We start from the raw sequence: 12,177 nt of genomic DNA, 5'->3' as shown, positions 1-12,177 counted from the left end.
GTCTACAAATATAATTTGTTTTACATAATTATAAGAATAAATCTTATTTTTGTGCCTTAAAATTAACACTTTATATCAAATAAAAACAGCTTTCAGAGTGAAGATCGCTGTGTTTTGATAAAGTAAATCTTTTTGCGATTCTGTGAAGATAAGTCAGATTACATTTACCAGGTTTATTGCCGCTATGGCAATTGTCATTTCCCACTTCAATAAAGATCTGTTTTTATATAAGATAGATTACATTTCCAATCTTTTTCTGAGAGCCAATGTAGGGGTGAGCTATTTCTTTATTCTTTCAGGGTTTATCATGATCATTGCCTATCATAAAAAAGATAAAATAGACTATCTGGAGTTTTATAAAAACAGGTTTGCAAGGATTTATCCTCTGTATATTGTGGGTCTTTTACTGTTTTTTCTGACGAGATCTGAGATGTTCGACTGGTATAAGCTTATTTTGTACGGTTTGGGCATACAGACATGGATACCCGGAGAAGCGATGATCCTGAATTTTCCGGGATGGTCAATCTCTGTAGAGTTCTTCTTCTATCTTCTTTTTCCATTACTATACAATTATCTTTACACGAAGAAGAATAAAACAATCTGGGTATTTACAATCGGACTCTGGCTGATTACTCAGGTATTTTCAAACCTATATCCGATATATGGAGCGTATGAAGGACCCCATACAAAAAGTCACGAATTTCTGTATTATTTTCCTCTCTGGCATCTTAATGAATTTCTGATTGGAAATCTGGCAGGAATCTTTTTTGTGAGAAACTATAAACAGAAAAACTACGATCGTCAGGTCATTGTAGTCTTTTTACTCATTCTTGTGTCTCTGATGTTTGTACCGCTTTTCTATCACAACGGTCTGATGGCATTACTTTTTGTACCGGCAATATTTCTGATATCAGCTAATAACGGATGGATTACCAGACTTTTTTCAATGAAGCCATTGGAATATCTTGGAGAAATAAGTTATGGTATTTACATCACTCATATTCCCGTTCTTTATCTGGTTAGAGAACTTTTAAAATGGCAGGAATGTACTTTTGGTATCGATGTGGTATTTGTGATCTATATGATCATTATGCTGCTTAGTTCCGCTCTTTTTTATCAGTGTATAGAAAAGCCTATGAGGGATCTTTTAAGAAAGATTCATTTTTCGAAACAATAAAAATTAAAGGAATGTCTATTCAACTAGGTATTTAGTTTAATTCTGTCATCAGAACAAATCTTTTCTGAAATTGATGTTGTACAGTCCTGAGCGTATGCTTTTATAATCTGTAAGCATATATTTTGTAATCATTCCCCATTTTTTCAGAAGAGGAGCATTGGCAATCTGGAAACTCCTGTATACTCTTTTGATGTGAAGTTTGATATCCTCAGGAATCGTATTTTCATGCATTGCCCAATTGTTGACTTCTTTCCACAATACAACTCTTGTTGAAGCTGGTTTCACTTCTCTTGAATCTACTTTGGTGATTCTGTTGTTCTCATGAACACCTCTCACGGCTACTGCTTGGTCTAGAATTCCAGGATACAAATTCAGGTAGTAGGAGAGCCTGAATAAAAATTCAGTGTCCTGGTGAAGCTTTAAATGTGTTTTGAAGAAATATTCCATGTTTTTCAAAGAACTTTTTCGAATGGTTAAAGCATCAATGCTAAAAAGCCCGAAAGTTCCTATCATATTAAGCTGTCCCGGAAATACATCTTTAGGAGGATGTTTTTTGTAAACGGTAGTCAGGCGGTCTCCAAAGACTTTGTAATATTGTTCTTTTGCCTTTTCAGAATAATAATGAACACCAATGGCTCCATACACTCCGTCAACATCTTTATTGATGAACAATTCTTTTTCTGCATCAAAACGGTTCGGAAGATAGTAATCATCGGCATCCAGGAAAGCCATAAAATCACCTTCTGCCTTTTCCAGTCCTAAATTTCTGCTTGCACCAGCTCCGTGATTTCCTTTGTCAGGATGCTGAAAAAGTTTTACCCTATTGTGTTTCTCAACAAGTTCCTGACATACCTGTAATGCATTGTCCGGAGATTTATCTTCTACCAGCACTACTTCATATACTTCTTCGAACTGAAGAGCAGATTCTACGGCCTGAGAAACATATTTTTCAGCGTTATAGACGGGAATGATTACTGAAATTTTCATTTGTATCGTATTATGTTTTGCGGGCATAAAACTAAGCTTTTATTTGATAGCAATAGTTGGAAATGCCCTTTTGATTTTTAAATTAAGCCTTTTATAGAGCTTCGGATATTCTTTTTCGTTTCCCCAGATTCCGAATTTCGCTCTTTCCCGGATATAAGTTGTGATATATACCTGAGGGGTTTTTTGAACTTCATTCAGGAGCAGATTACATACTTCTTCATTTTCTATCTCTTCATCAAAACGTATGTAAATATGCAGTGAATCTTCTATTTTTAAAATTTTTGTAAAATCTTTCACAGTATGACAGAAAAAGTCTGCATCTTCTCTGGTCTTAAAATTTTTAATTTCCAAAATATAAAGATAAGCTATAGGCCGCTGGCTGATAATCTCCAGTAATCTCTGACATCTTTTTTCATAGGTGCTTCTAAGCTTTGGGTCATCAATAATAGCCTTACTATGAGTGAATTCTGCTTCAGGGTATTTTGCAGCATAGGTGTTTCCCTTTTCATTTCTTTTGAGATCGGATAAAAAGAAATGAAAACGTTCCTTAATATTCTGGCTTACTGTTCTAAGGCCGGAAATAGATTGTAAGCGTATCCAGTCATAAGGCAGACTCTGGTTTCTGATGTTGAGAATATCTAAAGAGTGAGCAGCGTGGCAGTCTTTGCCGATAGGAATGATATATTTTTCAGATTTGTATTTTTTTTTAATTTCCAAAAAGTATTTGCACCCAGTTTTTGGGAGGTAAAATAAAGGAATTTTCATCTTGAAGAAAGTCAGTTTGTGTTGTTGATACAAAGATATTATTTTTTTACATCCTTAAAAGTGAAATAAATAGTAATTCTGACTTTTTAGTTTTTGATAAACCCTTTTTAATAATAAGTAAAATACTTGTGTGTTTTTGTTTTATGGGAAATAATTCACTAAAAATATTGTCAATTTTATTAAGAGCTATGATCTGTATTTTGTTGATGAAGTTTATTTAAAGCAAGAATTTTTTAATTTTAACAGAAGTTGATTACGGAATTATGCTTTTAATTTAATTTTTAAATAATTGGTTACTCTTTTCTCAACAAAATAATACAGAAGTGATGCGACTATAATGACCATGACAATCTTAAAAAGAAAAAAAGGATAGCTGAGGTAACCTTCAACTTTAAATCTTTTTAAAACAATTTCTACAAAAGGATGGGACAGGTATAGAGAGTAGGAAATATCTCCCAGAAAAATAAGTGCTTTGTTTCCTTTAAACTGAAATACATAATCAAAAGTTAAGAAAGAAAATACAAACAGAGATATAATGGTCAGCTTGATCATATCATTATCAATAGGAATAATGCTAAGCAGGACCAATGCAAATAATATAATTCCTGTTACAGAAAATAAGGTTGCCCAACTCTTGGGAACTGTATATCTGTTCAGGAAAAGTGAAAAAAGAATTCCCACAACAAAATAGAGATTCAGGGAGCTGCTTACCATCCGTAGATAGGGGCTTTCAAAATGGATACAATATCCCAAGATTGAAGTAAGGATGAAGAAACCTGCAATGAAATAATATCTTTTTTCTTTAAAAAATAAGGAGATGCCGAATATTAGATAAAAGAACATCTCAAAATTTAAAGACCAGCCTAAGAAAAGTACTGGAAATTCTTTCTTTGTGGGAAGGAATAATAAGGAATGGATAAGCTCATAAAGTCCTGCACCATGAAAATAAAGGAAAAAACTGCCTCCGGGTATCATTGCAGCAAAGGTCAAAAGATAATATAGGGGGACAATTCTGATGATTCTCCTTTTGTAAAATAAAGTAATCTGCTGAAAAGAATCTTTATTAAAATTTATTTTTTGAGTGGTGAAAGCCATGATAAATCCACTAATAATAAAAAAGACGGGAACGCCAATACTTCCTTTGCTGAAAAGAATATTGCCAAGTTGTAACCCTGGCAAATTGATGGTTTCCCGGAAATGAAAACAGCATACCAATAATGCTGAAATTCCCCTTAAAATCTGGATATTATTAAGCTTCATAACAGATGAAAAATCCTGTCTTTAAAAAATTAAAGATATTTATAGTTTTTAAAGACACCTATTCGATATAAAAATTTTAATAATCTTGAATTTTTCAATTTATTTATTTTGTCTAAAGAATTTGTTGCACTAAAATATAAATTAATTTTATCGATTAATTCTTCCGTCTGGAATTCAGAAAAATGAAAGTTTTCTACCAGTGTTTTTCTCCTTTCCTCTTTTCTTAAAGATTGTGATTTGGGATCGGAACTGATACCATCTTTATAAAAGCGGGATATGGATTGTTCAATAGGTCTATAAGTACAATTATATTTGAAAATAGAAATCAAAAACCATTTCCAATCCGAACAGATTTTCAGATTTTCATCATAGAGACCTACTTTTTCAAAAGCACTTTTTTTTATAAATGTACTGGGATGCCAAATAGTTTCTTCAATTAAATCTAAAAATGAAATGCTTTTTTTAGTAGGTCTAAGAACATCTTTACTATCTTCATCTACGATTAAATTACCAGAGATAATATCATCTGTGTGGAGTAGTGGCGTTACTTTTTCTACAACCAATTCATTGAGCAGTTCGTCTCCACTATTGAGAAAAAGAAGATATTCTCCAGTAGCTTTTTCAATTCCTTTGTTCATCGCATGATAAATTCCATTATCACGTTCACTTACCCAATCGTTTATTTGGGATTGATTTCTTTCTATAAGTTCTTTGCTCCCATCAGAACTTCCACCATCAATTACTATATATTGAAAATCTTTATTGGTTTGCCGAAATACACTATCCATGGTTTTTTGTAAACCATTTTTGTTATTGAAGTTGATCGTTATGATTGTAATGGAATTATTGAGCATATTTTTGAATATTTTTTTGGGGGTAAATATCTGTTTGTTTTTTGCGAAGTACAATGATATGGTATCATGGAATATGATTGTACAAAAATCACATTATTTTTAAATCATTTTCAATCATTTCTTTACAAAGAGATTTTACGGTGTATTGTGGTTGCCAGCCGAGAATAGTTTTTGCTTTTGTGGGGTCACCAATTAGTAGATCAACTTCTGTTGGACGATAATAATTGGGATCAACTTTTACAACTGTTTTACCTAATGGCAGTTGGTAATTTGGATTATTACAACGTGCTACTTTAGCAATTTCATTTTCTTGATTTCCTTCAAAAACCAATTCTATTCCTGCTTCTTCAAAAGCCATAATAAGAAAATCCCTTACCATAGTAGTTTCTCCTGTCGCTAAAACAAAATCGTCTGGTTTATCTTGCTGCAGCATTCTCCACATTCCTTCTACATAATCTTTAGCATGTCCCCAATCTCTTTTGGCATTTAAATTCCCTAGATATAAACAATCTTGTTTGTTTTTTGCTATACTGGCTACTGCCATAGTTATTTTTCGGGTAACAAAAGTTTCACCTCTTCTAGGAGATTCATGATTGAATAAAATACCATTACAGGCAAACATTCCATATGCTTCCCTGTAGTTTTTTGTTATCCAAAAACCATAAATTTTTGCAGCACCATAAGGAGAACGAGGATAGAAAGGACAGTTTTCATCATAAAATCCTTTTTCATTTTTATTGGATGGTAGTCCGCCATATAATTCTGAGGTAGAAGCCTGGTAAATTTTCGTCTTATGAGTGAGTCCTAAAATTCTAATGGCTTCTAATAAACGCAGGGTACCTAGACCATCTACATTGGCAACATATTCGGGCATGTCAAAACTTACTTTCACATGGCTCATTGCACCAAGATTATAGATTTCGTCTGGTTGTACCTCTTGTATAATTCTGATGATATTGGTAGAGTCTGTAAGGTCTCCGTAGTGTAATTTGAAATTCACATTATGTTCATGTTGATCCAGGTATAAATGATCAATTCTTTGAGTATTGAAAGAGGAGGCTCTTCGTTTTACACCATGAACTTCATAGCCTTTTTCTAAAAGCAGTTCGGCAAGATAAGAGCCATCTTGTCCCGTAATTCCTGTAATAAGTGCTTTTTTCATCATTTGTTTAAAAATTTTTCTTCGTAAACTTGTTTTATTCCATCTTCTAAAGATATATCAGGAGACCAGCCCATAGAATTAATCTTAGAGGAGTCCATTAATTTTCTAGGAGTGCCATTTGGTTTTTCTGTATCCCAAACGATATTTCCTTCATATTGGGTAATATCTTTAATCTGTGTGGCCAGTTCTGATATAGAGATTTCCTTGAATGACCCTATATTGATATGACCACTTTCATTGTAATTATTCATTAAAAATACACATGCCTTTGCAAGATCATCTACATGTAAAAATTCTCTAAAAGGACTTCCATCTCCCCATAAGACCACTTCCTCTACCTTGTTTTGTTTAGCTTCAAAAAACTTTCTGAGCATAGCAGGTAAAACATGAGAGTTATTTAGATCATAGTTATCATTAGGGCCATAGAGATTAGTGGGCATTGCGGAAATGAAATTGCAATCATACTGGCTTCTGTATGCATCACACATTTTTATTCCTGCAATTTTTGCTATGGCATAAGGCTCATTGGTTTCTTCTAAAAATCCACTCAATAAGTATTCTTCTTTTAAAGGCTGAGGTGCGAGCTTGGGATATATACAACTGGAGCCCAGAAAAAGTAATTTTTTTACTCCCTGTAAATAACTTTGATGGATTATATTAGCCTCAATCATAAGATTTTTGTAAAGAAAATCTGCACGATATGTATTATTAGCATGAATACCCCCTACTTTGGCTGCCGCAAGAAAGACATACTCTGGTTTTTCAGTTTCAAAAAATGTTTGTACATTTTTTTGATCTGTAAGGTCTAATTCGTCTGAGGTTTTAGTAATAATATTATGAAAGCCATTTGAAGTTAAGTTTCTTAAAATGGCGCTTCCTACCATACCTCGATGTCCGGCAATATATATTTTAGAGTTTTGGTTCATAATTGTAGTTGTAACGGATTTTATAATAAATTATTTTTAATAAATTATTGAAGTTTGATTTCAAAATTTCATAAAATGATTTATTTTTTTTAGGTAAATCATTTTTCAAAATTACATATTTGCAATCTATTTTAGAGATTCGCTCAATTTCATTTTCAATGGTTTTCTGATGATAATTTTGATATAGTTTTTTCAATGAATTTGAATTTTCCAAAGAATATCTATCATAGTATTTTGCTAAAGTTTCAGGATTTTTATATTTAAAATTTGAAAAATGATAAAACACTAGAGGAGAATTGTCCGGCATAAGATATTTATTGTTTTCAGTAGCTACTAATCCTATTCTTTCATGCAAATTCCATGGAGCGGCATTGTATCCCATTTTATGGAGAACTTTTACTTTTTTGAAAAAAATAGGGGAAAAGTTCATCCAGATTTGATCTACAAATAGCCCTTTTTCCGGCTGATTATAGCAAAGAGATAACAATCTTTCTTCCCACCAATCTAGAAGGTTTCTGGCATTTTCAGAATGACCTCTTAATCCGATAAACCCCAGGTTATATATACCAAAATTAAGAAAAGTGTTTTCTACTGGTTTGAAGCCGTCTAGTGGAATAGAGCTCAGAATGTGAGGCGTGAGCAAAATATCTGCATTATTTTCAAATTCTGCATTGAGGATCGATAGCTGATCAAGTATTTCAATATCCGGATCGAAGTAATAGATAAATTCTGTATTAGGATTTTTTGCTAATAAGTACTTGAAAAAAGAGGCTTTCACAGAAGTATTAAATTCTATGATGTCATATTTCATCCATAGTTCATCAAAATTTTTTATTCCAATATCTTTCATTTCTACAATTTCACATTGGAAAGAATTGTAATCTATTTCGTCAGATTTTTCATCGCATAATCCTATTACAAATTTGACGTTTTCGCCATATTTATTAATAGAATTCCTTAAGACTTTAGCTTGTGCTAAATAGTTGTTGGAGCAGATTGTGAAAGCTATATTCATATGATTTTGGAAGTAAAAGTTGTTGAAGTGTCTTAGTGTATTGTAAAAAATAATTTACTTTCTGGAGATTGATATTTTTTCTGTTTTTTTAGTCTTGTATTACTTTGTAAGACTTCCGAAAATTCTTCAGAATTACCTACAACAATAATTTCAAAACTAAAATCCTAACACAATTCTAAATAAAGTCAAATTGTGCTCAATGCTCGTTTGACTGTGTTGTATTTTTTATAAATGAAATTTATTTCCTAAACTTCAATGTTAAATTTAATAATGTTTTAGACAAATTTAATAACCCCATATTCTTAATCATTTTTTTTAAAAATAAAAAGAGTTTAAAAGTATTTGATTCTTTTAGATTTCTTATTTCAATGGTTAGTTCGTTGACTTTGTTGTAATTAACATCTAAGTGCTTTAAAAGTAATTTATTGAAGTCAGAATTTGAAATCACTTTTTCAGCTTCATTATAGAACAGCATTTGATATAAAATCATATGTTTTCTATCTCGGGACATACTCGTTGCATGTTTTCTATACAAAGCAAGATGAGCATTTAAATAAATAAAATTAATGTTTTTTTGTGCAATTTGAATCCAAAAAAGCCAATCTTCTTTTGCTTTTAACTTTTCATTGAAACCAATAGTTTCAAAAAGAGATTTTGGAAAAATTCCACAATGAATAGGAATTGTGAATGTAAAATCCCATTGATATAAAATAGATTCGAAATTCAGCAAATCTTGAGACAGCTTGCAAAAAGGAGGCAATAATTTGTGCTTATCGGAATCATCAAATAAACAAAAGTTGGACACTACTATTGCTTCTTTGTCATGTATCAAATTTAATGAATCTGAAAACTTGGTTTCAACTAAGATATCATCAGAATCTAAAAACTGGATATAATCTCCGGTAACGATTTTCAGAGCTGCATTTCTTGCAGAAGATAATCCACCATTTTCTTTATAAAGGTATTTGAAACGGCTGTCTTTTTTCACCCATTTATCAGCTACTTCATCGGTATTATCAGGCGATCCGTCATTAACAATAATGCATTCCCAATTTTCATAAGTCTGGTCCAGTATAGACTGCAGAGATTCATCTAAAAAATGAGCCTGTTTATAGCAGGGAACAATTACGGATATTTTGGGATTCATTTTCATTTTTATTCAGTAGGTTTAATGTGTTTTTTATACTTCAGTCGATCATAAATTGGCAGTCTATATACACTGCTTTTTTAGGCTGATGACCGCTGAAATTTTCTGGCCCAAGGTACAACATTATTTTTTTCGGGTACAGAACGGGATACATCATATTTTACGGCATTATCCCTTACAAATAGGATGTATAAAGCTTTTTTAAATATTCATCAGGTGACAAACCCGCGAAAAAATCTTCTGTAAGGCTGTTGAATTCTATATTATAAAAAGAACCTTCATCTACACTTTCATAAGCTGCATTTTTGGCAAGATGATCTTCAAGCTGAGTTAAGATCTCAGGTAGTGCATATTGGTAGGGATAGGCGAGATTAACAATCTCATTGTTGAAGTTTTTCATGTATTTTCCGACAAATGAGGCGATGTCATCTGTCCCAATCAGAATCCTTCTTGCATTACTGTGGATTGTCAGCTTATTTTCAGACAAAATTGAATTTTTGAGAAAATTGATCAGCGTATTGGGATTTCCTCCCCGTCCTACAGCATTTCCTACCCTGAAAATAATATAGCTAGAGCAGTTCTCAGCGATTACTTTTTCAATAGCAAGTTTATGCATCACATAAGGGCTGTCAGTTTTACTGGGATCGTAAATACTGCAGGTGGAAAAATAGATCATCTTTTTATCTGGATACTGGCTGATCACCAATTTCATGAGAGATATTTCTCTTTCAAATTCAGCTGGATTTTTTTCCAACGAATTGGAAACTCCTGATGCAAAAAAAATAACATCTTCTTTATCATAAAGTCTTACGGCGTTTGCCAGAATTCCATTACCAATAATCATATGTTTCTTGTCTACTTAAGATGTTAGTTGTATATCTTTTAAATCTTTCAAGGGGATCAATAGATTTTAGAGTTTTTTAAAGATTTTAAATAGCCCAATTTTATTTCCCAGTTTTGCCCATCTCGAATTTTTTACATGATTCAGCTGATTGAGCGCCTGTTCATATTTATTTTTTGGAACATAACTTTGAAGAAAAAGATCTTCAATGCTGATGTTTCTTCTTTCTGCCATTTTTATCAGCGCTACCCAGTGCCAGAACAGTGCTTTCTCAGCATTTTTGGTAGTAGAAATACCACTATCGTGGATTCTGTATAAATATAAATCTTCATCGATATATTTAACAGGGGCTATTTCGCACATTTTCATGTACCAGTCTTTATCTTCAGCAATTTTCAAAAAAGGATCAATCCCTGATGTCTTCTCGTATATCTTCTTTTTAAAGGTCACAAAATGTGAAATTTCAGCATTGAAATTATAGTAGGACTGATCCAGTTCTGTAATTTGTTTTGCTTTGTGAACAGATTGAGGGTTGAGGTACTGATCACAAAGGACAAAGTTTGAATATACCAAGCCCACTTCGGGATATTCTGAATGGGTCTTTAAAACAAATTCCAGGGCATGAGGTGTTAACCCATCATCAGGGTCTAAAAAACCACATATTTCTGCTTCAGCAAGCTCTATTAATCTTCTTTTTGTATATCCGATTCCTCTGTTTTGATCATTCTGATTGATTCTAAACCGGGAATCATCACCTATGATCTTTTTTATGACTTCAAGAGAATCATCAGTAGAGCCATCATCCACAATTACCGCTTCCCAGTCTGTTTCAGTCTGAGCAACTAAACTTTGGTAGCATTTTTCAAAAAAATGACCATTATTATAGTTAGCGATAAGTACACTGAATTTACTCATTTCGACTGTGTTTGTTTAAGATTTTTTTTAATGCATTCAAATACCCGAAACCATGTTTTCTATCTGGCTCCAGGATGTTTCCTTCTGCCCACTCGTTCCAGGATTTTATAATTAAAAACTGTTCCGGATACTCCTTTTTATCTTCAAGATATTCTACAGCCTTTTCTACTTGCTTTTCGAACAGCTCCGGGGAATTGTTAGCCAGAATAATTCCTCTGTAGCCGCTTCTTGGAGTATTATCCCAATTGGGCAGGATACATGGATAGGTAGGAATATTGCTTTCCTCAAACTTTAAATCGTTTACTACTGCCTGGGCATCCTGAATCCCGACCTTAGGCTGTTCTTTTTTCTTAATTCCTATTAATCCTTTTATCCTGTTTTTATAATATTGAGAGTGAGAAATATATTCTTTCTTCGCAATATGAGGTATCCAGGCCTTTTGAAATGCATTGGAGATCTTACTGTCATATCCCATAGATTTAAAATCTAGGTCATCACGGAGCTTGTTGGATGCCATGATGTATAGATCATCAAATCCGTTTTTCCTGGCGAGCTCTCTGAATTTTGTAATATAATAGGGATCTCCTTCATTTAAATGATTGGAATCATAGATAATGAAAAGAGGTTTGTTTTCTATTTTGATATACCTCTCATCTTTGAAGAAAGGCAGAAGATACTCGAAATGAGCAATTAAGTCCTGTTCATTAGGGTAAACCTGCTTTGCCAGTATTTTTTCTGATAACCCGTGCCATATTCCGGACCAGGTTTCATTGGCCCAGCAGAAGCAAAAAGGGAAATCTGGTTTTCCTGATTGTAATACATCATTGGCCACACGTTCCAGCAATTGTTTTCCGTTGCCAAACCAGTAGTGATAATAGATAAATCCATGTACCCCGTAGTCTTTTGCCATCTGAGCCTGCTGTTCTCTTACTTCAGGAACACGCAGGTCATAATAGCCCAGATCTCCAGGGTATATAGGCTGTTCGTGTCCTTCAAACAGGGGTTGGGCTTTTCCTACATTCGTCCATTCTGTAAACCCTTTTCCCCACCATTCATCATTTTCGGGAACAGGGTGGTATTGAGGGAGATAAAATGCAAGGGGCTTTATTTTTTTCATAATTGATTTAA

The 12,177-nt window shown here is 33.0% G+C and carries 12 protein-coding genes; 1 reads left to right on the top strand and 11 read right to left on the bottom strand.

Annotated features, from left to right (window positions below; genetic code table 11):
* Positions 1-142 precede the first annotated feature (142 nt).
* The gene (locus C1634_RS01090; RefSeq protein WP_123921344.1) at positions 143-1,177 is read left to right on the top strand and encodes an acyltransferase family protein; all 1,035 of its coding nucleotides are present in this window, start codon (positions 143-145) and stop codon (positions 1,175-1,177) included.
* 48 nt (positions 1,178-1,225) lie between these two features.
* Here the strand turns inward: C1634_RS01090 and C1634_RS01085 are convergent, their stop codons facing one another.
* From C1634_RS01085 to C1634_RS01035, 11 genes are all read right to left on the bottom strand, one after another.
* A complete protein-coding gene (locus C1634_RS01085) occupies positions 1,226-2,164 on the bottom strand; it encodes a glycosyltransferase family 2 protein (protein WP_103233972.1) in 939 nt (312 codons plus the stop codon).
* Positions 2,165-2,203: 39 nt separating this feature from the next.
* Positions 2,204-2,881, bottom strand: coding sequence for a DUF1796 family putative cysteine peptidase (locus tag C1634_RS01080; protein WP_165835246.1), 678 nt, complete (start codon positions 2,879-2,881; stop codon positions 2,204-2,206).
* Positions 2,882-3,190: 309 nt separating this feature from the next.
* Positions 3,191-4,189 carry an acyltransferase family protein gene (locus C1634_RS01075; protein ID WP_103233974.1) on the bottom strand — a complete coding sequence of 333 codons (999 nt, stop codon included), beginning with the start codon at positions 4,187-4,189 and terminating at the stop codon, positions 3,191-3,193.
* Between the two features lie 29 nt (positions 4,190-4,218).
* On the bottom strand, positions 4,219-5,043 hold the full coding sequence (locus tag C1634_RS01070; protein ID WP_123921342.1) for a glycosyltransferase family 2 protein: 825 nt from the start codon (positions 5,041-5,043) through the stop codon (positions 4,219-4,221).
* 88 nt (positions 5,044-5,131) lie between these two features.
* Positions 5,132-6,205, bottom strand: coding sequence for a GDP-mannose 4,6-dehydratase (gene gmd, locus C1634_RS01065; protein ID WP_103233978.1), 1,074 nt, complete (start codon positions 6,203-6,205; stop codon positions 5,132-5,134).
* Positions 6,205-7,131 (bottom strand): GDP-L-fucose synthase family protein, encoded by a 927-nt coding sequence (locus C1634_RS01060; protein ID WP_103233976.1) that lies wholly within the window; start codon positions 7,129-7,131, stop codon positions 6,205-6,207. Before C1634_RS01060 ends, gmd begins: the two co-directional genes overlap by 1 nt.
* Complete coding sequence (locus tag C1634_RS01055; protein WP_109737787.1) at positions 7,115-8,146, bottom strand: hypothetical protein; 1,032 nt, start codon at positions 8,144-8,146, stop codon at positions 7,115-7,117. The genes C1634_RS01060 and C1634_RS01055 overlap by 17 nt, the downstream gene beginning before the upstream one ends.
* Before the next feature lie 238 nt (positions 8,147-8,384).
* On the bottom strand, positions 8,385-9,293 hold the full coding sequence (locus C1634_RS01050) for a glycosyltransferase family 2 protein (protein ID WP_165835245.1): 909 nt from the start codon (positions 9,291-9,293) through the stop codon (positions 8,385-8,387).
* Between the two features lie 175 nt (positions 9,294-9,468).
* Positions 9,469-10,137: an NAD-dependent epimerase/dehydratase family protein gene (locus C1634_RS01045; protein WP_103231857.1), complete on the bottom strand. Its 669-nt coding sequence runs from the start codon at positions 10,135-10,137 to the stop codon at positions 9,469-9,471.
* Between the two features lie 66 nt (positions 10,138-10,203).
* The gene (locus C1634_RS01040) at positions 10,204-11,049 is read right to left on the bottom strand and encodes a glycosyltransferase family 2 protein (RefSeq protein ID WP_103231858.1); all 846 of its coding nucleotides are present in this window, start codon (positions 11,047-11,049) and stop codon (positions 10,204-10,206) included.
* A complete protein-coding gene (locus C1634_RS01035) occupies positions 11,042-12,166 on the bottom strand; it encodes a glycosyltransferase WbsX family protein (protein ID WP_109737786.1) in 1,125 nt (374 codons plus the stop codon). The genes C1634_RS01040 and C1634_RS01035 overlap by 8 nt, the downstream gene beginning before the upstream one ends.
* Between the last annotated feature and the right edge of the window lie 11 nt (positions 12,167-12,177).

It is taken from the genome of Chryseobacterium viscerum (genome assembly GCF_002899945.2).
GTDB lineage: Bacteria > Bacteroidota > Bacteroidia > Flavobacteriales > Weeksellaceae > Chryseobacterium > Chryseobacterium viscerum.
Note: the sequence above shows the minus strand (reverse complement) of the source record. Positions and strands in the feature narration are given on the sequence as shown.

What these genes read in the sequence shown, in the direction of transcription:
- C1634_RS01085 (WP_103233972.1), bottom strand. Translation starts at nt 2,164, where the DNA reads ATGAAAATTTCAGTAATCATTCCCGTCTATAACGCTGAAAAATATGTT.
- C1634_RS01075 (WP_103233974.1), bottom strand. Translation starts at nt 4,189, where the DNA reads ATGAAGCTTAATAATATCCAGATTTTAAGGGGAATTTCAGCATTATTG.
- C1634_RS01070 (WP_123921342.1), bottom strand. Translation starts at nt 5,043, where the DNA reads ATGCTCAATAATTCCATTACAATCATAACGATCAACTTCAATAACAAA.
- gmd (WP_103233978.1), bottom strand. Translation starts at nt 6,205, where the DNA reads ATGAAAAAAGCACTTATTACAGGAATTACGGGACAAGATGGCTCTTAT.
- C1634_RS01060 (WP_103233976.1), bottom strand. Translation starts at nt 7,131, where the DNA reads ATGAACCAAAACTCTAAAATATATATTGCCGGACATCGAGGTATGGTA.
- C1634_RS01055 (WP_109737787.1), bottom strand. Translation starts at nt 8,146, where the DNA reads ATGAATATAGCTTTCACAATCTGCTCCAACAACTATTTAGCACAAGCT.
- C1634_RS01050 (WP_165835245.1), bottom strand. Translation starts at nt 9,293, where the DNA reads ATGAATCCCAAAATATCCGTAATTGTTCCCTGCTATAAACAGGCTCAT.
- C1634_RS01045 (WP_103231857.1), bottom strand. Translation starts at nt 10,137, where the DNA reads ATGATTATTGGTAATGGAATTCTGGCAAACGCCGTAAGACTTTATGAT.
- C1634_RS01040 (WP_103231858.1), bottom strand. Translation starts at nt 11,049, where the DNA reads ATGAGTAAATTCAGTGTACTTATCGCTAACTATAATAATGGTCATTTT.
- C1634_RS01035 (WP_109737786.1), bottom strand. Translation starts at nt 12,166, where the DNA reads ATGAAAAAAATAAAGCCCCTTGCATTTTATCTCCCTCAATACCACCCT.